Origin of the sequence: Bradyrhizobium ottawaense, assembly GCF_900099825.1 — a bacterium.
In the GTDB taxonomy this organism is placed as follows: Bacteria; Pseudomonadota; Alphaproteobacteria; order Rhizobiales; family Xanthobacteraceae; genus Bradyrhizobium; species Bradyrhizobium ottawaense_A.
On sequence record NZ_LT629693.1, the window covers coordinates 5,622,161 to 5,647,856 of the forward strand.

Consider the following 25,696-nt stretch of genomic DNA (forward strand, 5'->3'; position numbering starts at 1 on the left):
GCGCAATGGCCGAACTCTTTTCCAATCTTGCTCTCGGTTTTGGCGTCGCCTTTACCCCCATCAACCTTTTGCTGTGCCTGATCGGCGCCCTCGTTGGCACGCTGGTCGGCGTGCTGCCGGGCATCGGCACCATCGCGACGGTGGCGATGCTGCTGCCGATCACGTTCGGACTGCCGCCGGTCGGCGCCCTGATCATGCTCGCCGGCATCTACTACGGCGCGCAATATGGCGGCTCGACCACCTCGATCCTGGTCAATATTCCGGGTGAGGCGACATCGGTCGTGACCACGCTCGACGGCTTCCAGATGGCCAAGCAGGGCCGTGCCGGCCCGGCGCTGGCGATCGCCGCGATCGGCTCGTTCTTCGCCGGCTGCGTCGCGACCGTCCTGATCGCGGTGCTCGGTGCGCCCCTGACCAAGCTCGCGCTGGCCTTCGGTCCTGCCGAATATTTCTCGCTGATGGTGCTCGGCCTGATCTTCGCGGTGGTGCTGGCCAAGGGCTCGGTGTTGAAGGCGATCGCGATGATCGTGTTCGGGCTGTTGCTCTCGATGGTCGGCTCCGACATCGAAACCGGCGCCTCGCGCATGGCGTTCAACATCCCCGAGCTCGCTGACGGTCTCGGCTTTGCCACGGTGGCGATGGGCGTGTTCGGTTTTGCGGAAATCATCCGCAACCTCGACCACGGCGCCGAGATGGACCGCAATCTGGTGCAGCAGAAGATCACCGGGCTGATGCCGACCAAAAAGGATCTCAAGGATTCCTTCCCGGCCATCCTGCGCGGCACGGCGCTCGGATCGATCCTCGGCATCCTGCCGGGCGGCGGTGCGGTGATCGCCTCGTTCGCGGCCTATACGCTGGAAAAGAAGATCGCCAAGGATCCGTCGCGGTTCGGCCGCGGCGCGATCGAAGGCGTGGCGGCGCCGGAAAGCGCCAACAACGCGGCGGCGCAGACCTCGTTCATCCCGCTGCTGACGCTCGGCATCCCGCCGAACGCGGTGATGGCGCTGATGGTCGGCGCGATGACCATTCACGGCATCGTGCCGGGTCCGCAGGTGATGCAGAAGCAGCCCGAACTGGTATGGGGCATGATCGCCTCGATGTGGATCGGCAACCTGATGCTGATCATCATCAACCTGCCGCTGGTCGGCATCTGGGTGCGGTTGCTGCGGGTGCCGTACCGGCTGATGTTCCCCTCGATCGTGATCTTCTGCGCGATCGGCATCTACTCCATCAACAACGCGCCGGTCGACGTCGTCCTCGCCGGTGCGTTCGGCCTGCTCGGCTACTGGCTGATCAAGCATGATTTCGAGCCCGCGCCGCTGCTGCTCGGAATGGTGCTGGGCCCGTTGATGGAAGAAAACCTGCGCCGGGCGCTCTTGATCTCGCGCGGCGACTGGTCGGTCTTCCTGACCCGTCCGCTGTCGGCGATTTTGATGGCGATCGCGGCCTTCCTGCTGGTGCTGGCGGTGTTGCCGTCGCTGCGCAAGAAGCGCGACGAAGTGTTCGTGGAGTCGGAAAGCTGATCTTGAGCTGACCTCGCGCCGACCCTGCGTCGGCGCGCCGCATCCCGAAGTCGAATCGACTTCAGGCGTGCTGCTGTGAGATGAATGCCGGCCGGTTGGGCCGGCATTTTTTTTTCGGACTTTCCTGGAGAGACAGCGATGAAACGTTACGGGCGCTCGCTTGCGAGCGGTTGCGTTGCCATGCTTGCGGCGCTGTGCGGCGCTGTGCGGCGTTGTGGCGCAGGCGCAGGCTCAAGCCTATCCGACGCGCAGCATCACCATGATCGTGCCGTTCGCGGCCGGCGGTCCGACCGACGTCATCTCGCGCATCGTTACCTCGCATATGGCGCAGACGCTCGGCCAGAGCATCATCATCGAGAATGTGGTCGGTGCCGGCGGCACCACCGCCACCACGCGCGCGGCGCGCGCCGCCAATGACGGCTACACACTGATCACCGGGCACATGGGCACGCATGCGGCCGCGGTGCCTTTGTATCCGAATCTCGCCTATCATCCGGAAAAGGATTTCGAACCCGTTGGCCTGCTCGCCGGCACGCCGATCCTGATCCTGGCGCGCAAGGATTTTCCGCCGAAGGATCTCAAGGAATTCATCGCCTATGTGAAGGCCAACGAGGCCAAGGTCAACGCCGCGCATGCCGGCGTCGGCTCGGTGTCGCATGTCTCGTGTCAGCTCCTGAATTCGGTTCTCGACATCAAGCCGACCGGCGTTCCCTTCAACGGCACGGGTCCGGCGATGAATGCGCTGGTGGGCGGGCAGGTCGACTACATGTGCGACCAGATCGTCAACGCGGTGCCGCAGATCAACGCCGGCACCATCAAGGCCTATGCGGTGGCGACGCCGGAGCGCAATCCGTCGCTATCAAATATTCCGACCACCGCGGAAGCTGGCCTTCCGGTGTTCCAGGCGCAGGCGTGGAACGCGATCTTTGCGCCGAAGGGAACACCGGCGCCGGTCATCGCCAGGTTGAACGAGGCGGTCGGCAAGGCCCTCAATGACGAGACCGTCCGCAAGCGCCTGCTCGAACTCGGCAGCGTGATCCCGGGGCCGGCGGATCGTACCCCGGAGGCGTTGGCGGCATTGGTGAAATCCGAAATCGCGAAGTGGACGCCGGTGCTCAAGCCCGCAAGTTAATCAACGCGATCAAGTGGATAGGCGAGGGGCGGGACCATCGGTTCCGCCCCTTGTCGTTTGCCGGCCGAAGCCTCATTTTTTCGGGTATAAATGCGGTTAGATAACCGAATCGGCGTGTCGGTCGGCTATCCCGGCCGCTAAATTCGCGATCCCGAAAAGCCCGAAACGTCAGCCATGAATCAATACCACGATCTGCTCGAACGGATTCTCGCCGATGGCGCCGAGAAGCACGACCGCACCGGCACCGGTACGCTGTCGGTCTTCGGCCATCAGATGCGCTTCAATCTGTCGGCCGGTTTTCCGATGCTGACCACCAAGCGGCTGCCGTTGAAGGCGATCGTCCATGAACTGCTGTGGTTCCTCCAGGGCGACACCAACATCAAATACCTGAAGGACAACGGCGTTTCGATCTGGGACGAATGGGCCGACGCCAATGGCGATCTCGGTCCCGTCTACGGTTCGCAGTGGCGATCCTGGCCGGCGCCGGACGGGCGCAGCATCGACCAGATATCCAACGTCGTTGACATGATCAAACGCAATCCGGACTCGCGGCGCTTGATCGTCAGTGCGTGGAATCCGGCCGACGTCGACAAGATGGCGCTGCCACCCTGTCACTGCCTGTTCCAGTTCTATGTCGCGAACGGCAAATTGTCGTGCCAGCTCTACCAGCGCTCCGGCGACGTGTTCCTCGGTGTGCCCTTCAACATCGCCTCCTATGCGTTGCTGACGATGATGGTGGCGCAGGTGACGGGACTGAAACCCGGCGATTTCGTGCACTCGCTCGGTGACGCGCACCTGTATTCGAACCACCTGGAGCAGGCGCGGTTGCAACTGACGCGGCCGACGCGTTCGTTGCCGGTGATGAAGATCAATCCCGATGTGAAGGACATCTTCGCGTTCCGCTACGAAGACTTCGCGCTCGAAGGCTACGACCCGCACCCGCACATCAAGGCCGCGGTCGCTGTATGAGTCGCGGTGTGAGCGATTGAATGTCCCTTGTCATCCGCCGCGTGCGCCAGGGCGAAGCAGGACTTGTCCTGTCCTTTGTTCGCGAACTCGCCGAGTATGAAAAACTGCTCCACGAAGTGGAGGCGACCGAAGCCGATATCGACGCGGCGTTGTTCGGCACCAATCCCCGGCTATTTTGCGAAATCGCCGAGTGGGACGGCGAGCCTGCAGGCTTCGCGGTCTGGTTCATCAATTTTTCGACCTTTAGCGGCCGTTCGGGCATCTATCTGGAGGACCTGTTCGTTCGCCCGCCGTTGCGCGGCAAGGGTATCGGCAAGGCACTGCTGGCGTATCTCGCCGGCGAGTGCGTGGCAAAGGGCTGGTCGCGCCTGCAATGGTCGGTGCTGGACTGGAACACGCCATCGATCGAATTCTACAAATCGCTCGGCGCCGAATTGATGGACGAGTGGACGGTTTGCCGGGTCGGCGGTCCGGCGTTGACGGCACTTGCGCAAGGGGCGCGCTGATGGAAATCGTCTTCGTTGTCGCGGTTGCCGAAAACGGCGTGATCGGCGCCAACGGCGCGATGCCGTGGCGGCTGAAATCCGACCTGCAGCGTTTCAAGGCGCTGACGTTCGGCCGGCCGGTGGTGATGGGCCGCAAGACCTTCGCCTCGATCGGACGGCCGCTGCCCGGCCGGACCAATATCGTGGTGACACGCGATCGCGAGTTTCGCGCCGCCGGCGTAGTCGTCACCAACTCCGCTGCCGATGCCATGGCGATCGCGACCGGCGATGCGCTGCGGCGTTTCGCCACTGAGATCGCGATCATCGGCGGCGCCGAAATCTACGCTCAATGCATGGATCGCGCCGATCGGCTGGAAATCACCGAAGTGCACGCCCGGCCTGATGGCGATACGCGTTTCGCCACAATTGATGCGGCGGACTGGGAAGAGGTCGCACGCGTGCGGAATCCGGCGGGTCCCGACGACAGCGCTGACTTCTCCTATGTGACATTTCGTCGGTGCGACCGGCGTTAAGCCTCGCATTAACCCCGCTAACCAATGTTTACATTGACAATTATGGCATCGCGCATAGCTGCTTCGAGCGCCAAGCTTGCGTTGTAAGGGCCCGGGCGGTCCCCTATAAAGCCGGGCGGATAGGCGAGGCCGGGTATCCCACCCAAAACAGGCGGACCCGGGCCCCGCGGAGGAGATTTATATGCCGTGGAAGAATCAAGGCGGGGGCCCGTGGGGCTCGGGTCCGAAAGGACCGTGGGGCAACGGTCCGCAATCGGTTGGGCCAAGGCCTCCCGATCTTGAGGACCTTCTGCGCCGCGGCCAGGACCGGCTGCAGCAGCTTCTGCCCGGCGGCCATTTCAGCGGCATGGGCATCGCCCTGGTGCTGATCGGCGCGCTGGCGATCTGGGGCCTGTCCGGATTTTTCCGCGTGCAGTCGGAAGAGCTCGGCGTCGTGCTGCGCTTCGGCAAGCATGTGCGCACGGTACAGCCCGGCCTGAACTATCATCTGCCCTATCCGATCGAGACCGTGCTGCTGCCGAAGGCGCTGCGCGTCTCCACCATTTCGATCGGCATGACCCTGATCGACGATCCGGCGCGGCGTGGCCGCACCATGCGCGATGTGCCGGAAGAAAGCCTGATGCTGACCGGCGACGAGAACATCGTCGACGTCGACTTCACCGTGTTGTGGCGGATCAAGCCCGACGGCGTCGGCAACTATCTCTTCAATATCCAGAATCCCGAAGGCACCGTGAAGGCCGTGGCTGAAAGCGCGATGCGCGAGGTGGTCGGCCGCGCCAACATCCAGCCGATCCTCACCGGCGCGCGCACCACGACCGAAGCGGGCGTGCAGGACCTGATGCAGAAGACGCTCGACAGCTACGGCTCCGGCATCCTGGTGCAGCAGGTGCAGATGCAGAAGGTCGACCCGCCGGCGCAGGTGATCGACGCGTTCCGCGACGTGCAGGCCGCACGCGCCGACCTCGAGCGGCTGCAGAACGAAGCGCAGACCTATGCCAACCGTGTCGTTCCCGACGCGCGTGGCCGCGGCGCGCAAATCCTCCAGGTCGCCGAAGGCTACCAGCAGCAGGCGATCGCCGAAGCCAAGGGCCAGAGCTCGCGCTTCCTGAAAGTCTACGAAGAATACAAGAAGGCGCCCGACGTGACCCGACAGCGTATTTATCTGGAGACGATGGAGCGGGTTCTCGGCGGTTCCGAGAAGCTGGTCTATGACGGCGGCGGCAACGGGCAAAGCATCGTGCCGTATCTGCCGCTCAGCGAGTTGACGCCGCGGCGTCCGCAGGCGCCAGCCACGACCGGCCAGCCGCAGCAGGGAGGCACGCGATGAGATCCCCCGTTGCAGGCATTGCTGCCCTGATTGTCCTGTTTGTTGTCGTCATCATCGGCTACAGCTCGGTCTTCACCGTCTCGCAGACCGAACAGGTGCTGGTGGTGCGGCTCGGCGAACCCGTTCGCGTCGTCACTGAACCCGGCCTGAACTTCAAGGCCCCGTTCATCGACAGCGTGATCTCGATCGACAAGCGCATTCTCGATCTGGAAAACCCGTCGCAGGAAGTGATCGCCTCCGATCAGAAGCGGCTGGTGGTCGATGCTTTCGCCCGCTACCGCATCAAGAACGCGCTGCGTTTCTACCAGAGCGTCGGCTCGATCCAGGCCGCCAACATCCAGCTCACGACGCTGTTGAACGCGTCGCTGCGCCGGGTGCTGGGCGAGGTCACCTTCATCACGGTGGTGCGCGACGAGCGCGAAGCGCTGATGAACCGGATTCGCGACCAGCTTGACAAGGAAGCCGACGGTTACGGCATCCAGGTGGTCGACGTCCGTATCCGCCGCGCCGACCTGCCGGAGCAGAACAGCCAGGCGGTCTACCAGCGGATGCAGACCGAGCGGCAGCGCGAGGCGGCGGAGTTCCGTGCCCAGGGCGGCCAGAAGGCGCAGGAGATCAGGTCGAAGGCGGATCGTGAAGCTACCGTCATCATCGCCGAGGCGAATTCGACGGCCGAACAGACCAGGGGCGCCGGCGATGCCGAACGCAACCGCCTGTTCGCCGAGGCCTACGGCCAGGATCCGGATTTCTTTGCCTTCTACCGCTCGATGACGGCCTATGAGAACGGGCTCAAGTCGAGCGATACCCGCTTCCTGCTGCAGCCCAATTCGGAGTTCTTCCGCTTCTTCGCCAATCCGGCCGGCCATCCGCCGGTGGCGGCGGCCCCGGCCGCGCCCAAGCCGTAAGGTTGGCGGCGGGGTACAAAAGGTGTAGCGAAGCGGAAGCCGCTTCGCTGCCATAAGCGCGAAAAGCGCCGCTAACGGGAGGTTGCCATCCGATGAGGTCCATAGCGTTCACCGACTTCCTCATCGGTGTGGGAATCCTGTTTGTGCTGGAAGGCCTGATGTTCGCGGCAAGCCCGGCCTGGATGCGCCGCGCCATGAAGAGTGCGCTGGCCACGCCCGACAATATTCTGCGGGTGGTCGGCATCGGATCGGCGGTCGCGGGTCTGGTCCTGATCTGGTTCGTCCGGCGGTAGTTTTAGGCACCGTCATTCCGGGGCGTGCGACGCAAGAACCTCAGGGGTGCACTTGCACCCCGGGGAATCGCGAGATACCCGATCCGCCATTGCGCATCTGAAGTCTGGTTCCTTCGGACCGTCCCGGAATGACGGCCACTAAACTGTTTGCAAACCCCTGTTGCATCAACGAAATCGTGAGCCATCGGCGACCGGTTTTTCGCCGGATTGTCCGGCTCAAATGCTTGCGCCGCGGACCCGTTCGGGCGCACTGTGGACGCCATCGACCCCTTGGAGAGAAGCTGACATGACCGGTGCCAGACCCGCCTTGAGCCGCAGCCTGCGCCTGATGGGGCTTGCGATCACGCTCAGTGCCGCCAGTCTGCTGGCGTCCGCGCCAGCCAGTGCGCGGGGGCCGGACGGCATTGCCGACATTGCCGAGAAGGTGATCGACGCTGTCGTCAACATCTCGACCTCGCAGACCGTCGAGGCCAAGGGCGGCGACCGGGGCGCGATGCCGCAATTGCCGCCGGGGTCGCCATTCGAGGAATTCTTCGACGACTTCTTCAAGAACCGGCGCGGCGGCGGCCCCAAGGGCGGCGGCGACAAGAACAGCGACATGCAGCCGCGCAAGACCAATTCGCTCGGCTCCGGCTTCATCGTCGATACGTCGGGCATCGTCGTCACCAACAATCACGTCATCGCCGACGCCGACGAGATCAACGTGATCATGAACGACGGCACCAAGATCAAGGCCGAACTGGTCGGCGTCGACAAGAAGACCGACATCGCGGTTCTGAAGTTCAAGCCGGTGAAGCCGCTGATCGCGGTGAAGTTCGGCGATTCCGACAAGCTGCGTCTCGGCGAGTGGGTGATCGCGATCGGCAATCCGTTCTCGCTCGGCGGCTCGGTCACGGCCGGCATCGTTTCGGCGCGCAACCGCGATATCAGCCAGGGGCCGTATGACAACTACATCCAGACCGACGCGTCGATCAATCGCGGCAATTCCGGCGGCCCGCTGTTCAACCTCGATGGCGATGTGGTCGGCGTCAACACGCTGATCATTTCACCGACCGGCGGCTCGATCGGCCTTGGCTTCGCGGTCCCGTCCAAGACCGTCGCCGGCGTCGTCGATCAGCTCCGGCAGTTCGGCGAACTGCGCCGCGGCTGGCTCGGCGTGCGCATCCAGCAGGTCACCGACGAGATCGCCGAAAGCCTCAACATCAAGCCCGCCCGCGGCGCGCTGGTCGCAGGGGTTGACGAAAAGGGCCCGGCGAAACCTGCGGGCATCGAACCCGGCGATGTCGTGGTCAAGTTCGACGGCAAGGACGTCAAGGATCCGAAGGATCTGTCGCGCGTGGTGGCTGACACCGCGGTCGGCAAGGAGGTCGATGTCGTGATCATCCGCAAGGGTGCCGAGGAAACCCGCAAGGTGACGCTCGGTCGCCTCGAGGATAACGACAAGACGCAGCAGGCTTCCGCCAAGGCCAAGGAAGAGCCGGCTGAAAAGCCGGTGACGCAAAAGGCGCTCGGCCTCGATCTGGCCACGCTTAGCAAGGACCTGCGCGGCAAATACAAGATCAAGGAAAGCGTCAAGGGCGTGGTCATCACCGGCGTCGACGGCACGTCCGATGCCGCCGAAAAGCGGCTGTCCGCCGGCGACGTCATCGTCGAGGTGGCGCAGGAGGCCGTGAGCAACGCCGCCGATATCAAGAAGCGGGTCGACCAGCTCAAGAAGGACGGCAAGAAGTCGGTGCTGCTGCTGGTCGCCAACGGCGACGGCGAGCTGCGCTTCGTCGCACTGAGCGTGCAGTAGGGTTGGTTCGTTACGAACGATGTTGTGTGTGCGTCGTCCCCGCCTAGTGCGCAATTGCGCACGGGGAGCGAGGACCCATACGCCGCGGCCGTTGTATTAAGAAACGCTGTTCGACGACTTTTCGTAACCACGAACGCCTGTCGTTATGGGTCCCCGCTCCCCGTGCGCAATTGCGCACTAGGCGGGGACGACGCAGAGAGTTTATCCCTCCACGAACTCCTCGCGACGATAGCCCTGCGCGTACAACAGCGCGCTGAGATCGCCGTAGTCGATCCTTACTGCGGCGGCTGCGGCAACCGCGGGCTTGGCGTGATAGGCGACGCCGAGGCCGGCCGCTTCGATCATGCCGAGATCGTTGGCGCCGTCGCCGGTCACCAGCGTGTCGATTTCGTCGAGATCGAAGGATTCGCGCAGCTCAACCAGGGTCGCAAGCTTGGTGGCGCGGCCCAAAATCGGCTCGGTGACTTCACCGGTGAGTTTGCCGTCGCGAACCGTGAGTTCGTTGGCGCGGTTTTCCTGGAAGCCGATTTTGGCGGCGACCGCGTTGGTAAACAGCGTGAAGCCGCCCGAGATCAGGCAGGTCCAGGCGCCGTGCGCGCGCATCGTGGCGACCAGTTCGCGGCCGCCCGGCGTCAGCGTGATGCGTTTTTCCAGCACCTCGTCGATCACGCCGACCGGCAAATCCTTCAGCAGCGCGACGCGCTCGCGCAGCGCGGGTTCGAACTCGATTTCGCCGCGCATCGCGCGTTCGGTGATGGCGGCGACGTGCGCTTTCAGGCCGGCGAAATCGGCCAGTTCGTCGATGCACTCCTGGCCGATCATGGTGGAATCCATGTCGGCCAGAAAAAGCTTCTTGCGCCGGAACGCGGCAGGCTGCACCACAATGTCGATCGGCAGGTCGCCGCGCGCCTTTTGCAGGCGGGCTTCGATCGCCTTGATGTCGGCCTGGCTATTGAAGGATTGGCCTGCGAAGGGGATATCGACCGCCACCTCGTCGAACAGCCATTGTGCTGACCCCGGCGAAGGCAGCACGGCCAGCGCGCCGTCGACGATGGTGGAGTCGAGCGCGGGGTTGGCGGGATTGCAGATGAGCGTGGCGACGAGGGACATGCAGGCGGGTTCGCAAGGTTTGAGCAAGCAGGATGTGAGCAAGCCCGTGCTTATCGCAGGGCCGACCGCCAGCGGCAAGTCGGCGCTGGCGCTCGCGCTTGCGCAAAAAACCGGCGGTGTCGTCATCAACACCGATTCCATGCAGGTCTATCGCGACCTCCACATCATCACGGCGCGACCGACGCCGGACGAAGAGGCGGTCGTGCCGCATCGTCTCTACGGCCATGTCGATGCGGCCGTGAATTTTTCCGCCGGCGCCTGGGTGACGGACGCAGCAAAAGTGCTGGCAGACGCGCGCGCGCAGGGACGCCTGCCGATCTTCGCCGGCGGTTCCGGCCTGTATTTCAAGGCGCTGACGCGCGGTCTGTCGGCAGTGCCGCCGATTGCCGCCGAGGTGCGCGAGGACGTCCGCGCGCGGCTGGAACGGGACGGCGTCGAAGCGCTGCATGCCGAGCTTGCAGTGCGTGATCCGGCGTCGGCCGATCGCCTCAAGCCGCGCGACCGCACCCGGATCGCGCGTGCGCTGGAGGTGGTGGAGGCGACCGGCCGCTCGCTGACCGACTGGCACCGGGAGGGCCTGCCGCCGCTGCTGCCGCCGGGTGAGTTTGCGGCACTGTTCATCGCGCCCGAACGCGATGCGCTCTACGCCCGGATCGATGCCCGGTTCGATGCCATGCTGGCGGGCGGGGCGCTGGACGAGGTCGCCAGCCTGGCATCGCGAAACCTCGATCCGCTGCTGCCGGCGATGAAGGCCCACGGCGTACCGGCGCTGATCCGCCACCTCAAGGGCGAGATCACGCGCGAGGCCGCCGCCGAGACCGGCCGCGCCGACACCCGCCATTACGCCAAGCGGCAATTCACCTGGTTCCGGCATCAACTGCCGGAGTTCGAATGGGTGATGCCGGGAGATGCGAGGGGCTGGGTGGCCAGTGTCATTCCGGGGCGCGAAGCGAACCCGGAATCTCGAGATTCCGGGTCTGGTCCTTCGGACCATCCCGGAATGACGTGGAGTTGAACAACAGCCGCGCATAGCCGGAACCGCAAATTCGCACTCGCCGAATGACCGGAACACCGCTAAGCTGGCGAAATCGGGCTGAACGCCGCCCTCCCTTGACTTCCGGGGACCGGACGGTATAACCCGCGCAACCTTTGGGAAGTCCGAGACCTCGAATGCGTAATATTATTACCAAGCTCCTTATCGTAGTCGTACCCAGGCGCACCGCCGGGGGTGGCTGAAGGCCATCCAAATTCGGGCGGTGTGCATGGGGCCTCTGGGGCCCTTTTTTATTTCCCAAATTCTCGAAACCGAAAAAGCCGCTGGCGACAGCGGATCCGGAGCAAGCCAAGGAAACGCGTTATGACCGACAACAGCCACGATCCGAACCAGATGTCCGGCGCCGCGATGATCGTGCGCGCGCTCATCGATCATGGCGTCCAGCACCTGTTCGGCTATCCCGGCGGCGCGGTGCTTCCGATCTACGACGAGATATTTCAGCAGAGCGAGGTCGAGCACATCCTGGTCCGCCACGAGCAGGGCGCCGGCCACGCCGCCGAGGGCTATGCGCGCTCGACCGGCAAGCCGGGCGTGGTGCTGGTGACCTCGGGTCCCGGCGCCACCAACATGGTGACGCCACTGACGGATGCGCTGATGGATTCAATTCCGCTGGTCTGCATCACCGGGCAGGTGCCGACGCATCTGATCGGCAATGACGCGTTCCAGGAGTGCGATACCGTCGGCATCACCCGTCCCTGCACCAAGCACAATTGGCTGGTGCGCGACGTCAACGATCTCGCCAAGGTGTTGCATGAGGCGTTTTACGTTGCGACCACCGGCCGTCCCGGACCGGTGCTGGTCGACGTGCCCAAGGACGTTCAGTTCGCGGTCGGCACCTACCATCCGCCGCGCAAGTCGGACGTGCACGCGTCGTATACGCCGCGGGTGAAGGGCGATGCGGCGCAGATCCGCAAGGCCGTGGCGCTGCTGGCATCCGCCAAGCGGCCGGTGATCTATTCCGGCGGCGGCGTCATCAATTCCGGACCCGAGGCATCGAAGCTGCTACGCGACCTGGTCGAGGCGACCGGCTTTCCGATCACTTCGACCCTGATGGGGCTCGGCGCTTATCCAGCGACCGGCAAGAACTGGCTGGGCATGCTCGGCATGCACGGCACCTACGAGGCCAACATGACGATGCATGATTGCGACGTCATGCTGTGCGTCGGCGCGCGCTTCGACGACCGCATCACCGGCCGCGTCGATGCGTTCTCGCCGAACTCCAAGAAGATCCACATCGACATCGATCCGTCCTCGATCAACAAGAACATCCGTGTCGACGTGCCGATCATCGGCGACTGCGGCAACGTGCTCGGCGACTTGCTGCAGGTGTTCAAGGCGGAAGCCAAAAAACCCGACATCAAGGCGTGGTGGGCGGAGATCGCCAAGTGGCGGGCGCGCAACTCGCTGTCCTACAAGAAGAGCAACGATATCATCCTGCCGCAATACGCGATCGAGAAGCTGTTCGAGGCGACGCGTGGGCGCGACACCTACATCACCACCGAGGTCGGCCAGCACCAGATGTGGGCGGCGCAGTTCTTCGGCTTCGAAGAACCGCACCGCTGGATGACGTCGGGTGGTCTCGGCACCATGGGCTATGGCCTGCCGGCCGCGCTCGGCGTGCAGGTTGCGCATCGCGACAGCCTCGTCATCGACATTGCCGGCGACGCCTCGGTGCAGATGACGATGCAGGAGATGTCGACGGCGGTTCAGTATGAACTGCCGATCAAGATCTTCATCCTGAACAACCAGTATATGGGCATGGTGCGGCAGTGGCAGCAGCTTCTGCACGGCAACCGGTTGTCGCATTCCTATTCGGAAGCGCTGCCGGATTTCGTCAAGCTCGCGGACGCGTTCGGTTGCGTCGGCCTGCAGGCGATCAAGCCCGGCGATCTCGACGGCGCGATCAAGGAAATGATCTCGATCAAGCGCCCGGTGCTGTTCGACTGCCGCGTCGCGGCGCTGGAAAATTGCTTCCCGATGATTCCGTCCGGCAAGGCGCACAACGAAATGCTGCTGCCGGTGGAAGCTACCGACGAAGCCACCGCCGCGGCCTTCGCCGGCGGCAAGGCGCTGGTGTGAGATGAACTGATGTTTGATCTCAGCCAGCTCGAGCACGCGCAGGAAGTCGTCGCGGCGGCAATGCCGCCGACGCCGGCGCATGCGTGGCCGTTGCTGGCACAGCGGCTCGGCGCGTCTGTCATCGTCAAGCACGAGAACCACACGCCGATCGGCGCCTTCAAGGTGCGTGGCGGGCTGGTTTACGTCGATCGCCTCAAGCGCGAGCGGCCCGGCATCGCAGGCTTGACCTCGGCGACGCGCGGCAATCACGGCCAGAGCCTTGCTTTCGCGGCCGGCCGCTACCGGCTGCCGGTGACGATCTATGTTCCGCGTGGCAACTCGGTTGAGAAAAACCGTGCCATGCAGGCCTTCGGCGCCGAACTGATCGAGCACGGCGAGGATTTCGAGGCTGCGCGTCTCGAAGCCATACGCCAGGCCGAAGCCCGCGGGCTTGAAATCGTGCCGTCGTTCCATCCCGATCTGGTTCGGGGCGTCGCGACCTACGCGCTCGAACTGCTGCGAACCGCGCCAGACCTCGACGTGCTCTATGTACCGATCGGGCAGGGCTCGGGCATCTGTGGCTGCATCCTGGCGCGCGACCTGCTTGGGCGCAAAACCGAGGTCGTCGGCGTGCAGTCGACCGAAGCACCGTCCTATGCGCTGTCGTTTGCGGCCGGCAAGATCGTCTCAACCGAAACCGGCAACACCCGGGCCGACGGCATGGCGACGCGCGTACCTGATCCGGACGCGTTGGCGATCATCGCCAAGGGCGCCTCGCGCATCGTGCAGGTCACCGACGACGAGATCGGCGCCGCCGTCCGTGCCTACTGGACCGACACGCATAATCTGGCCGAAGGCGCGGGCGCTGCCCCGCTTGCCGCGGCGCTGCAGGAAAAGACCCGCAATCGCGGCAAGCGCGTCGGACTGATCCTGTCGGGCGGCAATATCGATTTCGATCTGTTTCAGAAATGGATCGCGCAGGAAGTTGTCACGACGCCAGATCGAATGGCGGTGTGAGGATGATTATCGGCGCGCAACAAACACCGATGTCATCGTCCGGCTTGACCGGACGATCCAGTACGCCGCGGCTTCCGGGGTCATCCCGGATGCCGGCGATTACTGGATGCCCGCTTTCGCGGGCATGACAACCGAGAATGACAAGGGGACGACAATGAACCAGCCCGCATCCGCCTACTTCCTCGAAGAGCGCCACGATCCGACCGAGGCGCACACGCTGTCGGTGCTGGTGCAGAACGAGCCGGGCGTACTCGCGCGCGTGATCGGACTGTTTTCGGGGCGCGGCTACAACATCGAAAGTCTCACCGTCTCCGAGACCGAGAGCCAGAAACATCTCTCCCGCATCACCATCGTCACCACGGGTACGCCGATGGTGATCGAGCAGATCAAGCACCAGCTCGACCGTATGGTTCCGGTCTATCGCGTCGTCGACATGACGCTGACCGGCCGTTCGATCGAGCGGGAACTGGCGATGGTCAAGGTGCGCGGCGGCGGCGACAGCCGCGTCGAGGCGTTGCGGCTGGCGGATGCGTTCCGCGCCCGCGTGATCGACGCCACCACCGAAAGCTTTGTGTTCGAGATCACGGGCAATTCCGCCAAGATCAGTCAATTCATCGACCTGATGCGCCCGCTCGGCCTCGTCGAGGTGTCGCGCACCGGAGTTGCCGCGATCGGGCGCGGGCCCGAAGGGATGTGAACATGCTGGCGCGCGACTGGTACTACAATCAAAGGCGACAGCTCGGGCTCGATTCCGCGGTCGCCTCGATCTATGACCGGCATGACGACAGCGACGTCCGGGCGCGCGCCGCGCTCACCATGCTCGGCGTGCAGCGCGGCTGGCGCGTCGCCGATATCGGTTGCGGCAATGGCGTCCTGGCCTGCGAGGCCGCCCTGCTCGGCGCCGAGGTCGACGCCATCGATATTTCGCCGGCGATGCTGGCGCTCGCCAAGATCTACGCCAGGGACCGCAAGGTCGCGGTCCGCACCCAGCCTGCGGGCATGCTGAGCTTCGCCTATCAGCCGAATTCATATGACCTGATCGTCAGCGAATTCACCCTGCACCATCTGCCGGATTTCTGGAAGGCGGTGGCGCTGGCCAGAATCTTCGCCGCGCTCAAGCCCGGCGCCAACTTCTACCTGCGCGACATTGTGTTCGTCAGCATGCCCGACGGGGTCGAGCGCGATGTCGAGCAATGGGCCGATTTCACCATCAAGAACCACGATTTCGAACGCGAAGGCGTGGTGACCCATATGCGCGACGAATACTCGACCTTCGGCTGGGTGATCGAGCGCATGCTGGCCGATGTCGGCTTCACGCTCGAAGCGGTCGATTATCACGCGCCGCTGCACGGCACCTATCTCCTGCGCAAACCGAAGCCGGACCAACAGAGCTAGAAAAAAATGAAACCGGCCGATGTCTGCATCGCCGTCCCGGCGGTGGCGATCCGGGGCTTGCCTTTGCGGCGAGCCGGATCAGGCCGGCCGCAGATCGCGTAAGGCCCGCCATGTCGCACTCGCTCCTGATCGCCTTTGTGATGTTCGCCACCGTGATGTTCTTCACGCCGGGGCCGAACAACATCATGCTGCTGTCCTCGGGGCTGACCTACGGCTTCCGTCCGACCATCCCGCATATCCTCGGCATTACGTTCGGCTTCGCCTTCATGGTCGGCGCGGTCGGCGTCGGGCTGGGGACGGTCTTCATCGCCTATCCGGTACTGCAGACCATCCTGAAATATGCCGGCGTCGCCTATCTGGTCTACCTGGCGGCTGTGATCGCGATGTCGGGGCCGGTCTCCCCCGACCAGGACGTCGGGCGCAGGCCGATGACGTTCTGGGGCGCGGCCATGTTCCAGTGGGTCAACGTCAAGGGCTGGGTCATGGTGATCGGCACCATCACCGCCTATGCGGCGATCGCGGCCTATCCCTGGAACATCGCGATCCAGGTTGGCCTGAGCCTGCTGCTGGGATCGATTTCCTGTGTCGCCTGGGCCCTGTTCGGCAGTGCGCTGCGGCCGATCCTGACCTCCCCGCTGATGGTGCGGGCCTTCAACATCGTGATGGCGATCCTGCTGCTGGCCTCCCTCTATCCCGTCTTCATGGATGCATGATGCCGCACTGCGCTATGCGAGATGAGGGTTTCCCCTGAGGGGAAAAAGCTCTAGACAACGCCGGAAATTCGCGGGCGACCGGCGGTCCCTACCACCCAAATGCCTGATTAACCGGCCGATTTTGGCCACCGATGAGGAAACGACTATGCGAGTTTATTACGATCGTGATGCCGACCTGAACCTGATCAAGGGCAAGAAGGTTGTCATCGTCGGCTACGGCAGCCAGGGTCATGCCCACGCGCTCAACCTGAAGGATTCCGGCGTCAAGGACGTCGCCATCGCGCTGCGCAAGGGTTCGGCCTCGGCCAAGAAGGCGGAAGCCGCCGGCTTCAAGGTGATGGAAGTCGCCGAAGCCGCCAAATGGGCCGACCTCGTCATGATGCTGACCCCGGACGAATTGCAGGGCGACATCTATCGCGAGCACCTGCACGACAACATGAAGAAGGGTGCGGCGCTGGTGTTCGCCCACGGCCTCAACGTCCACTTCAACCTGCTCGATCCCCGCGCCGATCTCGACGTGCTGATGATCGCCCCCAAGGGCCCCGGCCACACCGTGCGCTCGGAATACCAGCGCGGCGGCGGCGTGCCCTGCCTGATCGCGATCGCCAAGGACGTCTCGGGCAACGCCCATGACCTCGGGCTTTCCTACGCCTCGGCGATCGGCGGCGGTCGCGCCGGCATCATCGAGACCTCGTTCAAGGAAGAATGCGAGACCGATCTGTTCGGCGAGCAGGTGGTGCTGTGCGGCGGCCTGGTCGAGCTGATCAAGGGCGGCTTCGAGACCCTGGTGGAAGCCGGCTACGCGCCCGAGATGGCCTATTTCGAGTGCCTGCACGAGGTGAAGCTGATCGTCGACCTGATCTATGAAGGCGGCATCGCCAACATGAACTACTCGATCTCCAACACCGCCGAATACGGCGAATACGTCACCGGCCCGCGCATCGTCACATCAGAGACCAAGGCCGAGATGAAGCGCGTCCTGAACGACATCCAGTCCGGCAAGTTCGCCCGCGACTGGATGCTGGAGAACAAGGTCAACCAGACCTCGTTCAAGGCGACCCGCGCCAAGCTCGCCGCCCACCCGATCGAGGAAGTCGGCGAGAAGCTCCGCGACATGATGCCGTGGATCAAGAAGGGTGCTCTCGTCGACAAGACCAAGAACTGAGGCTTGATCCAAGTGTGGGATCGCGCGCGATCCCGATGAAGAAGAGTGCGCTGCCGCAAACGAAAAATTAAGGCAGGATCGGCATGATCAGGCGAGATCGCGGACACGCGGTCTCGCCGTTTGTTCGAAGAATTGAGCGTTGATTTAGATTCTTGAACGCTCCGTGTCAGGCGCCTGGCCTGACCCTTTAGAAACACCGACTTGATGCTCCCTCCGCATCCTCCGCGCGAACTAGCTCAAGCAATCTGTTAACAGCGAAAAGTCGTGGAATTACCGAGTCAAAGCGCGGTTTCTTAATGCGCGTTTGATGCAGCTCGATGATCGGTCGAACAGGCGAAGTTGATCGGCGTTTCCAGAATCAAATGATGGGTCAAGCCGCCTGCCGCGGCCTATTTCTCGATCCGGTTATGAAGCTGCCAGAACCGCACGGTGCGCTGAGCGGTCTCCATCGACAGCTTGCGGAAATCGCGCTGCGCGACCTCCAGCGTCGGCTCGTCGATCGGGTATTCGTTCGGCCGGTTGCGCAGGATGCTCTCCACCGTAGGCCAGTTGAGTTTGGCCGACCGGCAGGGGATCAGGATCAGGTCGTTGCGGGGGCCTTCCATCAGCCGGCCCATCAGGTCGAGCGGCATGTCGTTGAGAACCGCCAGCGAGACGGTGACCTCGTCAAACTTCCCGGCTTCGGCAAAGTTGTAGACCGCCGCGTCGTCCAGTTCGTTCAGCCCCTTCATCAGCTTGACGAGTTGCTCGGCCACGCCGTAGCTCCGCCTCGGAGCGGGCGCTTCGCCCGCGATCGCATCGAGCACCTTCCTGATCTCTTCCCGGATCGAGGGCGGCGCGATCGCCAGCAGGCGGGCGCGCACGGCCTCCTTGGCGCGCCGCAGCAGGTCGCGCAGGAACTTGGCGGGCAGGTCGACGCGAAGGCCGAGGATCTCGATCAGCTCATCGTCGTTGGTGGCCCGGGCAATGATGGCGGAATAGCCCTCTTCGGAAAAATGCGCGCCGGCATTGTTGGCGAGCTTCCGGATCACCCTGCCTTCGCCGCGGTCGACGATGACGTCGGTCACGGCGGCGGGCAGGTCGGCCCGTCCCGAGATGGCGAGCAGGTGTTCCTGTCCCTTGGTGCTGGCGATCTGGATCAGCGTTTCGGTGCCGAGCCGGCTCGAATGCGTCAGCACGTCGCCGGCGACGGCGATTTCGTCGTCCTGGGCCAGATGCTGGATCACCTCGAACGGCGCGTAGTCGAGCGGCGCCAGCCGCTTCGAGAGCTCAGCCTTGGCCCGCGTTTCGACCCGCGCGATCAAAAGGCAAAGCACGTCATCGAAGACCTGGACCTGGTCGTCGCTAAGACGGTCGCCCTCATTGAGGAAGAGATCGGTGACCTGCCGCAGGGTGTCGACCCGTTTGGAGGATGAACCACCCCTTACGGCGTCTTCAAGTTCGGCGATGATCGAGTGAGCCGGCTGTTGCACGGAGGCAGCCTGTTTGTTGTTTCAATTTCAGGCTGCACAATGCCGCTAGGCGCCTTACCCCGGCGTTAAAGCGGAACTGGGTAGAATTACAGAACGACCGCCGCGAAAGCAGGCAAAAGCCGGTTCGCCATCATGGCGTCGCGTGCCGGTGCAGCAGCACGCCGATCATTTGCGCGGTTTGCATTCGAGATTGCTTTACCAAGCTTGCTGCGCCGCACGCAGCGTTTCACGCGACAATTGGCCTCTGTATGTGGTTTGCGAACCGCTTCCGGTACCCCGGTCCGGCTGCTATCCTCTCCAAATCGTTCCACAAAAAACTCGAATAGGAAACTGTCCAACAAGAAGCCGTCAAGCCTGGCCCGCATCCGAGGAGGAAACTCATGAAGCGCGTGCTTAAGGATTTTTTCACGACGAACTTCATTAAAGCTCTGCTAGGGGCGATCGGACTTTCCGGACTGATCATCGTCGCGGCCACCGTGTCCGCTGCCGCGCAAAAGAAATACGACACCGGCGCATCCGACACCGAGATCAAGATCGGCAACATCATGCCGTATTCGGGGCCGGCGTCGGCCTATGGCATCATCGGCAAGACGATGGGCGCCTATATGCGGATGGTTAACGACAATGGCGGCGTCAACGGCCGCAAGATCAACTTCATTTCCTATGACGACGCCTACAGCCCGCCGAAAACGGTCGAGCAGGCCCGTAAACTGGTCGAGAGCGACGAGGTATTTCTGATCTTCGCGCCGCTCGGTACCGCGTCGAACGCGGCGATCCAGAAATACATGAACACCATGAAGGTGCCGCAGCTTTTCGTCGCCACCGGCGCCTCGCGCTGGGGCGACCCGGAGCACTTCCCCTGGACCATCGGCTGGCAGCCGAACTACCGCGCCGAGGCGCGGATCTACGCCACCTACATCCTGCAGCATCATCCCAAAGCCAGGATCGGCGTGCTCTACCAGAACGACGATTTCGGCAAGGACTACGTGCTGGGCTTGAAGGATGTGCTGCGCGACAAATACGACACCATGGTCGTCGCCAGCGTGCCCTACGAGATCAGCATGCCGACGGTGGATTCGCAGGTGGTGGCGATCAAGAGCGCCAACCCCGACATTTTCGTCAATATCGGGACGCCGAAATTTGCTGCCCAGGCGATCAAGAAGATCGCCGAACTCGGCTGGCACCCGATCCACATCATGACCAACGTGTCGGCCTCGGTCGGCGCGGTGCTGAAACCTGCGGGCCTGGAAAACGCGGCCGGCATCCTCAGCGCCGGCTACCAGATGGACGTCACCGATCCGCAATGGGACAGCCATCCCGGCATGCAGAAATACCGTGCCTTCATGGCGAAGTATTATCCGGAGGCCGATCGGTCCGAGAGCGGGCCGTTGACGGCCTACAATACTTCGACGGCTTTGATCGAGGTGCTGAAACGGTGCGGTGACAATCTCACCCGCGAGAACGTCATGAAAATAGTCGCCAACATGGATTTCGAGATCAACACCTATATCCCCGGGATCCGCATCAAGACCTCGCCGACGGATTTCTATCCGATCGAACAGGTCCAGATGATTAAATTCACCGGCGAGAAATGGGAGCTGTTCGGCCCGATCATCGACGGCCACGCGGAGTAGGCAGGGCCGGATGTCGGGACGAGGGCGCCCCTATCCCGCGATGGCCGGAATTCGGCGATGGCCCCGCTGCGGCGGACGCGGCTTGTTCGTTCGGATCGGCGGCGGAGCCGCAGGCCGCGTGTCGCATTTCGCCCCGTTCTTCATCCGCGTCTTCAGCTCCTTGCTGGCGCAGACCAGGCGTGCGCGCAGCTCTTGTGCCTGCGCGATGTGACGGTCGAGTTCGGACAATTTTCGCGCGATCTGCCCGATGAGATAGTCGTGGCGCAGGCCGTGACGCTTGGTCTCTGCCAGCGCCCCCTTGATCTCGTCGAGTGTAAAGCCGAGCGATTGCGCCTGCAGGATCATGCTCAACGCGTCAGCCGAACTCTCGTCATACTCACGGTAGCCCGCTTGTGTCCGGCGCACCGGTTGCACCAGGCCTTCGTCCTCGAGAAAGCGGATCTTCGACGGCGCCACATCGAACCGCCGCGCCAGTTCACCGATCTGCATCGCCGGAATCTCCCCGAAAAGCCGCCAAAGGTGCCTTGACCTTCAAGTTAGGTTGAAGGTGTAAGGTGGCCTGATCCGTCCCCGATTTCAAGGTCAATCCATGCACGCACCGGTCCCGCCTTCATCGCTGTTCGCTCCGCTGACGCTGCCGAACCAGGCGGTCGTTCCCAACCGCATTGCCAAAGCGGCGATGGAAGAAAACATGGCGGACAGCAGCCAGCTTCCCGGCGAGAATCTGCGGCGGCTGTATGCGAACTGGGCCGGCGGCGGTGCCGGATTGATCCTGTCCGGCAATGTGATGATCGATCCGGCGGCGCTAACTGGACCCGGCGGCGTGGTGCTCGACGTGCGCCAGCCGATCGAGCCCTTCAAGGCCTGGGCGCAAGCGGGGATGCGGGACGGCGGCCAGATGTGGCTGCAGATCAACCATCCTGGCCGGCAGGTTTTCGCCGCGATGGGGCAGGAGGCGGTGGCACCTTCGGCCATCGGCGTCGACCTCGGAGCCTATTCGCACTTGTTTCAGGTGCCGCGTGCGCTCGATGAAGCTGACATTGCCGGGATTGTCGCGCGTTTTGCCACCACCGCCAGGTTGGCGGAGGCAGCGGGCTTTTCCGGCGTGCAGATCCATGCCGCGCACGGCTATCTGATCAGCCAGTTTCTTTCCCCGCTCACCAACCGGCGCACCGATGCATGGGGCGGCGAGTTGCATAACCGCGCCCGGCTCCTGCTCGACGTCGTCAGGGCGGTGCGAGCCGTGGTCTCGCCCGGCTTCTCGGTCGCGGTAAAGCTGAACTCGGCCGATTTCCAGAAGGGCGGCTTCGAGGCGTCGGATGCCGTACAGGTGGTGCGCTGGCTCAATGAGTTGCCGGTCGATCTCGTTGAATTGTCCGGCGGCTCTTACGAAAGCCCGGCCATGCAAGGTGCACCGCAGACCGGTGGCACCGCCGCGCGCGAGGCCTATTTTCTCGACTTTGCCCGCGACGTCAGCGCGGTGGCGCGCATGCCGGTCATGGTCACCGGCGGCATCCGCCGGCGTGCCATTGCCGAACAGGCACTCAGGCCGAGCGAGGGCAGGCCGGGTGTCGCGATGGTCGGCATTGCCAGCGCTTTTGCGTTCGAACCGAAGCTGGCGGAAAAGTGGAAGGGCGACGAAGCCCTGGACGTCCAGATCCCAAGCGTCGGCTGGCGCAACAAGGCCTATGCAAGCCTTGCGAAGATGGCCCTGGTGAAGCTGCAACTGCGCCGCCTCGGCAGGGGCCGGCAGCCGAAACCCAATGCCAGTCCACTGCTGTCATTGATCCGCCAGCAGATCATCACCAAGCGGCGCACCCGGCTTTACCGGACCTGGGCGTCTCAGGCACGGGTTGAACCATCCGGAGCATGATATCGTGCGCGGTCGCACGAGCTTGAGGACTGGCCTTTCCGCGCAAGATGTCGGAAAACCGTCGCGAAAAGGAATTTCGTCATGAAATCTGTCGTCATCACCGGCGCGTCCACCGGTATCGGCTGGGCTACCGCCAAGCTGCTGCTCGACCGCGGCTTCCGCGTCTTCGGCAGCGTGCGCCGGCAGGCCGACGCCGACCGCCTCAAGAACGAGTTCGGCGCCAATTTCACCCCACTGCTGTTCGATGTCACCGACGAGGCGGCGGTGCTGGCGGCGGCGCGCGAGGTGCGCAGCGCGCTGAACGGCGAAACGCTCGCGGGCCTCGTCAACAATGCCGGTATCGCGGTCGCGGGCCCCGTGCTCGAACTCGCCGCTGACGAATTCCGCCGTCAGATGGATGTCAACGTCATCGGCCCGATCATCGCAACGCAGGCGTTCGGTCCGCTGCTCGGCTCCGACCCTTCGCTGAAGGGGCCGAAGGGGCGGATCGTGATGATTTCCTCGGTGGCGGGTAAAAACGGCAATCCGCTGATGTCGGCCTACTCGATGTCGAAGCACGCGGTCGAGGGACTGTCCGAGAGCCTGCGCCGCGAAATGATGCTGTTCGGGATCGACGTCATCATCGTCGCGCCCGGCCCGGTGAAGACTCCGATCTGGGGCAAGGCCGACGAAGTCGACATTTCCGGTTACCAGAATTCGCCGTACTTCGCGGCGCTTGGAAAAATTCGCAAGTTCATGATGCATCTCGGCGAAATCGGATTGCCGCCGGAGAAGATCGCCGAGCGAATCTTTGAAGCACTGACATCGGCCAGTCCCAAAGTGCGCTATCAGATCACGCCGGACCCGATGCGGCATCTGATGACGGCGCTATTGCCCAAGCGCACCGTCGACAACATCATCGCCAAACGCCTTGGCCTGGTGCCGCGGCCGTGAGTATGACGTTGAAACTGGTTTTGGGCGCCGCCGCGCTGCTGGCGCTGGCCTCGGTCGCCGATGCCGGCGATCAGGGCGATCCCGAAGCGTCCTGCGACGGCAACACGTTTCAGATGGTCGAGTGTCTCAAGGCCAAGACCGCGCAATGGGACAAGCGGATGACCATTGCCTATCAGCAGGCGCTGAAGGATGCGGTGCCGGCGCAGCACGATCAATTGCGCGCGGCGCAGCGGCTGTGGATCCAGTACCGCGACGCCAATTGCCTGTATTACGGTCTCGGCGAGGGCACCATCGCGCGGCTCGATGCCGGCGAGTGCATGCGCAGCATGACCGAAGCGCGGGCAAAAGAGCTGGAAGGCCTCGGTCATCAGTGACGGCTGGCTATCCGCAATGACGAAGACTGGAAAGAACCTCGCGGAACTGACCCGGCTCGCCGATGAGGCGCTTCGCAGCCAGCCCGGCTGCGAAACCGCGTCGGTGCCCGGTCTTTACGGCCTGCCCGATGTCCGGGAAGGGCGGAACTGGGAAATTCCCAATGTCGTGCTGGGCGACAGCCTGATCAGCGATGTCGATCGGGCCGTCATCACCGTGCACCATCAGCTTGGCCGAAAATACTATTTGCTGATGGACCAGTAAGGCTAACCCGCCGGCATGGCGCGTTGTGGCCGCGGCGCCATTGCGATCATGCGCAGCGCGAACACCGCGACCAGCGGAATCAGGAACAGCGCGTAGAGCGGCATGTCGGGAATCCGCTTGCCGAACGACACCATGAACTGCAGCAGCAGATAGTAGCCGCCCGTCAGGTGCAGCATGCGCCAGGCGCGCGCGCCGATCGCAGCCGCGGTGCGATCGAACGAGGTTGCGGTCATGCCGATGATGAAAGCATAGCCGATGCCGCCAAAGACGTAGGAAGCGATCGAGGTCGCGCCCGCATAATCAGCGGGATCCATCACGGCGAAGCAGACAATCGCGACCGCGTGGATGGCGTGCGACGCGGCGAAGGTGACGCCGAGATAGCGGCGGTTGCGGCGCTGCCACCTGGTCCACGCATTCGGCCACAGCCGTGCCAGCGCCGCGGCGCCGAAGGCGAGGCAGAAGAACAACAGCGAGGTCCGCGCGGTGAAGCGGATCACCATGCGCACGCCATCGACCTCGAAGTGCCGCATGCCTGATATCCAGAGGCTCAAGGCCACCAGGGTCAGCGCCAGCACGGCGAACAGCCGCCAGCCCTCAAACCAGTTTTGACGTGTCGGCATGTTCCACTCCCTCTGATACTGCCGTCATTGCATAATGTAATCACCAGTTACATGCCAAGCGCCGGGACGGTCAATCCGTGTAATCGGTGCTTACATTCACAAGCTAGTGATGCTAGGAAGAGGGAATGCGTCCCGTTAAAACGACCGCCGCCGCCAAGCCACGCCGCCGGACCGCCCGCGCACCGGCGCCAAAGCCCTATCACCATGGTGATCTCCGCCGGGTTCTGATCGACGCCGCGCTGCAGCTGGTCGGCGAGGGCGGTCCCGACGCGGTCAGCGTCCGCGAGGCCGCCCGCCGCGCCGGCGTCTCGCCCGGCGCCCCGTTCCGGCATTTTCCGAGCCGCGACGCCCTGATGCAGGCGGTGGCGGAGGAGGCGCAGCGGCGGTTTCGGGCGGAGATCGAGGCGGCGCTGTCGGAGGCGCCGGTCGGCGATCCGCTGGCGCGCTTCCGCTCGCTGGGATTAGCCTATGTGCGCTGGGCGATGCACAACCCGACCCATTTCGAAATTCTCTCCAGCCGCCGCTTTTTTGACCACGACAAGGCGGCCGGCGTCTCCGCCGAGAACGCCGAACTGATCGAACTGACCGAACGCGCGCTCGCCGAAGCGTACGCGAAAGGCCAACTCCGCCCGGAGAACCTGAAGGCAGTCCAGATCGCCGGCCGCGCGCTGGTCTATGGCTTTGCCCGGATGAACATCGACGGCCATTTTCCGCGCTGGGGCGTCGACGGCAGGGAAGCCGAACGGACGGCGGAAGCCATCATGGATCTCTTTATTGAGGGGATCGCGAAGCGTCCCGGGCGCGCCTAACGTCATTTTCGTGCGAATGCAGGCCATATCGAGCCCAAGACCTGATTTTTCGGCAATCACAGCCTAAAATATCAAATGATTGAACTTTCCCGCTCTGGGGGTGTTATCCCGTTCCCCGAGGCCGCCATCATGACCATTCCCCGCAAGGTGAATAGCTACGCGCCATCGGCTCCGGAGCCGGTAACCCCGCCGCACTGTCGCTTTTGTCGCATGCGCATGGATCTGACGCGCATAAGTCCCTATAC

Annotated in this window: 26 protein-coding genes; 22 read left to right on the forward strand and 4 right to left on the reverse strand. The window is 63.6% G+C overall.

The genetic code is table 11. From position 1 onward, the window contains the following. Nucleotides 1-5: 5 nt before the first annotated feature. From BLR13_RS26220 to BLR13_RS26260, 9 genes are all read left to right on the forward strand, one after another. Nucleotides 6-1,523 carry a tripartite tricarboxylate transporter permease gene (locus tag BLR13_RS26220; RefSeq protein WP_074817912.1) on the forward strand — a complete coding sequence of 506 codons (1,518 nt, stop codon included), beginning with the start codon at nucleotides 6-8 and terminating at the stop codon, nucleotides 1,521-1,523. Nucleotides 1,524-1,698: 175 nt separating this feature from the next. Continuing rightward, complete coding sequence (locus BLR13_RS26225; RefSeq protein WP_074817911.1) at nucleotides 1,699-2,655, forward strand: tripartite tricarboxylate transporter substrate binding protein BugD; 957 nt, start codon at nucleotides 1,699-1,701, stop codon at nucleotides 2,653-2,655. A gap of 174 nt (nucleotides 2,656-2,829) precedes the next feature. After that, entirely contained in the window at nucleotides 2,830-3,624 is a 795-nt protein-coding gene (locus BLR13_RS26230) for a thymidylate synthase (protein ID WP_074817909.1), read from the forward strand. A 20-nt stretch (nucleotides 3,625-3,644) separates the two neighbouring features. Beyond that, nucleotides 3,645-4,130, forward strand: a complete 486-nt coding sequence (locus BLR13_RS26235; RefSeq protein ID WP_074817907.1) for a GNAT family N-acetyltransferase — start codon at nucleotides 3,645-3,647, stop codon at nucleotides 4,128-4,130. Beyond that, nucleotides 4,130-4,642: a dihydrofolate reductase gene (locus BLR13_RS26240; protein WP_074817905.1), complete on the forward strand. Its 513-nt coding sequence runs from the start codon at nucleotides 4,130-4,132 to the stop codon at nucleotides 4,640-4,642. Before BLR13_RS26235 ends, BLR13_RS26240 begins: the two co-directional genes overlap by 1 nt. Before the next feature lie 181 nt (nucleotides 4,643-4,823). Then, on the forward strand, nucleotides 4,824-5,969 hold the full coding sequence (gene hflK / locus BLR13_RS26245) for an FtsH protease activity modulator HflK (protein ID WP_074817904.1): 1,146 nt from the start codon (nucleotides 4,824-4,826) through the stop codon (nucleotides 5,967-5,969). Then, nucleotides 5,966-6,874: a protease modulator HflC gene (gene hflC / locus BLR13_RS26250; RefSeq protein ID WP_074817901.1), complete on the forward strand. Its 909-nt coding sequence runs from the start codon at nucleotides 5,966-5,968 to the stop codon at nucleotides 6,872-6,874. Before hflK ends, hflC begins: the two co-directional genes overlap by 4 nt. Nucleotides 6,875-6,966: 92 nt before the next feature. After that, nucleotides 6,967-7,167, forward strand: a complete 201-nt coding sequence (locus tag BLR13_RS26255; RefSeq protein WP_074817899.1) for a DUF2065 domain-containing protein — start codon at nucleotides 6,967-6,969, stop codon at nucleotides 7,165-7,167. Between the two features lie 286 nt (nucleotides 7,168-7,453). Further along, the gene (locus BLR13_RS26260; RefSeq protein WP_074817897.1) at nucleotides 7,454-8,962 is read left to right on the forward strand and encodes a Do family serine endopeptidase; all 1,509 of its coding nucleotides are present in this window, start codon (nucleotides 7,454-7,456) and stop codon (nucleotides 8,960-8,962) included. A gap of 201 nt (nucleotides 8,963-9,163) precedes the next feature. Here BLR13_RS26260 and serB read toward each other — a convergent pair whose 3' ends face one another. Continuing rightward, entirely contained in the window at nucleotides 9,164-10,072 is a 909-nt protein-coding gene (gene serB / locus BLR13_RS26265) for a phosphoserine phosphatase SerB (protein ID WP_074817895.1), read from the reverse strand. Here serB and miaA point away from each other — a divergent pair. The 7 genes from miaA to ilvC all read left to right on the forward strand — a co-directional run bounded on the left by miaA (nucleotide 10,071) and on the right by ilvC (nucleotide 17,474). Continuing rightward, nucleotides 10,071-11,087, forward strand: a complete 1,017-nt coding sequence (miaA, locus tag BLR13_RS26270) for a tRNA (adenosine(37)-N6)-dimethylallyltransferase MiaA (RefSeq protein ID WP_083387583.1) — start codon at nucleotides 10,071-10,073, stop codon at nucleotides 11,085-11,087. The two genes, serB and miaA, sit on opposite strands and share 2 nt — an antisense overlap. Nucleotides 11,088-11,429: 342 nt before the next feature. After that, the gene (locus tag BLR13_RS26275; RefSeq protein WP_074817892.1) at nucleotides 11,430-13,205 is read left to right on the forward strand and encodes an acetolactate synthase 3 large subunit; all 1,776 of its coding nucleotides are present in this window, start codon (nucleotides 11,430-11,432) and stop codon (nucleotides 13,203-13,205) included. A 9-nt stretch (nucleotides 13,206-13,214) separates the two neighbouring features. After that, complete coding sequence (locus BLR13_RS26280) at nucleotides 13,215-14,201, forward strand: threonine dehydratase (RefSeq protein WP_074817890.1); 987 nt, start codon at nucleotides 13,215-13,217, stop codon at nucleotides 14,199-14,201. Nucleotides 14,202-14,355: 154 nt separating this feature from the next. Beyond that, on the forward strand, nucleotides 14,356-14,898 hold the full coding sequence (ilvN, locus tag BLR13_RS26285) for an acetolactate synthase small subunit (RefSeq protein ID WP_074831096.1): 543 nt from the start codon (nucleotides 14,356-14,358) through the stop codon (nucleotides 14,896-14,898). A 2-nt stretch (nucleotides 14,899-14,900) separates the two neighbouring features. Further along, nucleotides 14,901-15,596: a class I SAM-dependent methyltransferase gene (locus tag BLR13_RS26290; RefSeq protein WP_074817888.1), complete on the forward strand. Its 696-nt coding sequence runs from the start codon at nucleotides 14,901-14,903 to the stop codon at nucleotides 15,594-15,596. Between the two features lie 110 nt (nucleotides 15,597-15,706). Beyond that, complete coding sequence (locus BLR13_RS26295) at nucleotides 15,707-16,309, forward strand: LysE family translocator (RefSeq protein ID WP_074817886.1); 603 nt, start codon at nucleotides 15,707-15,709, stop codon at nucleotides 16,307-16,309. A 145-nt stretch (nucleotides 16,310-16,454) separates the two neighbouring features. After that, nucleotides 16,455-17,474 carry a ketol-acid reductoisomerase gene (gene ilvC / locus BLR13_RS26300; RefSeq protein WP_074817884.1) on the forward strand — a complete coding sequence of 340 codons (1,020 nt, stop codon included), beginning with the start codon at nucleotides 16,455-16,457 and terminating at the stop codon, nucleotides 17,472-17,474. A gap of 389 nt (nucleotides 17,475-17,863) precedes the next feature. Here ilvC and BLR13_RS26305 read toward each other — a convergent pair whose 3' ends face one another. Next, complete coding sequence (locus BLR13_RS26305; protein WP_074817882.1) at nucleotides 17,864-18,946, reverse strand: DUF2336 domain-containing protein; 1,083 nt, start codon at nucleotides 18,944-18,946, stop codon at nucleotides 17,864-17,866. 380 nt (nucleotides 18,947-19,326) lie between these two features. Here BLR13_RS26305 and BLR13_RS26315 point away from each other — a divergent pair, with 380 nt between their 5' ends. After that, nucleotides 19,327-20,580, forward strand: a complete 1,254-nt coding sequence (locus tag BLR13_RS26315; RefSeq protein ID WP_074817880.1) for an ABC transporter substrate-binding protein — start codon at nucleotides 19,327-19,329, stop codon at nucleotides 20,578-20,580. 30 nt (nucleotides 20,581-20,610) lie between these two features. Here the strand turns inward: BLR13_RS26315 and BLR13_RS26320 are convergent, their stop codons facing one another. Next, nucleotides 20,611-21,069 carry a MerR family transcriptional regulator gene (locus tag BLR13_RS26320; RefSeq protein ID WP_074817878.1) on the reverse strand — a complete coding sequence of 153 codons (459 nt, stop codon included), beginning with the start codon at nucleotides 21,067-21,069 and terminating at the stop codon, nucleotides 20,611-20,613. 100 nt (nucleotides 21,070-21,169) lie between these two features. On the opposite strand from BLR13_RS26320, the gene BLR13_RS26325 reads away from it, so the two are divergent. The 4 genes from BLR13_RS26325 (at nucleotide 21,170) to BLR13_RS26340 (ending at nucleotide 24,022) form a co-directional block, all read left to right on the forward strand. Continuing rightward, complete coding sequence (locus BLR13_RS26325; protein WP_074817876.1) at nucleotides 21,170-22,453, forward strand: NADH:flavin oxidoreductase/NADH oxidase family protein; 1,284 nt, start codon at nucleotides 21,170-21,172, stop codon at nucleotides 22,451-22,453. A gap of 81 nt (nucleotides 22,454-22,534) precedes the next feature. Further along, nucleotides 22,535-23,386 carry an SDR family oxidoreductase gene (locus BLR13_RS26330; RefSeq protein WP_074817874.1) on the forward strand — a complete coding sequence of 284 codons (852 nt, stop codon included), beginning with the start codon at nucleotides 22,535-22,537 and terminating at the stop codon, nucleotides 23,384-23,386. Nucleotides 23,387-23,388: 2 nt separating this feature from the next. Continuing rightward, nucleotides 23,389-23,760 (forward strand): lysozyme inhibitor LprI family protein, encoded by a 372-nt coding sequence (locus BLR13_RS26335; protein ID WP_244525274.1) that lies wholly within the window; start codon nucleotides 23,389-23,391, stop codon nucleotides 23,758-23,760. A gap of 16 nt (nucleotides 23,761-23,776) precedes the next feature. After that, entirely contained in the window at nucleotides 23,777-24,022 is a 246-nt protein-coding gene (locus tag BLR13_RS26340) for a hypothetical protein (RefSeq protein WP_074817872.1), read from the forward strand. Between the two features lie 2 nt (nucleotides 24,023-24,024). Here the strand turns inward: BLR13_RS26340 and BLR13_RS26345 are convergent, their stop codons facing one another. After that, nucleotides 24,025-24,642 carry a hypothetical protein gene (locus BLR13_RS26345; protein ID WP_074817870.1) on the reverse strand — a complete coding sequence of 206 codons (618 nt, stop codon included), beginning with the start codon at nucleotides 24,640-24,642 and terminating at the stop codon, nucleotides 24,025-24,027. Between the two features lie 125 nt (nucleotides 24,643-24,767). On the opposite strand from BLR13_RS26345, the gene BLR13_RS26350 reads away from it, so the two are divergent. Further along, nucleotides 24,768-25,451: a TetR/AcrR family transcriptional regulator gene (locus BLR13_RS26350; protein ID WP_074817868.1), complete on the forward strand. Its 684-nt coding sequence runs from the start codon at nucleotides 24,768-24,770 to the stop codon at nucleotides 25,449-25,451. The last annotated feature ends 245 nt before the right edge of the window (nucleotides 25,452-25,696 follow it).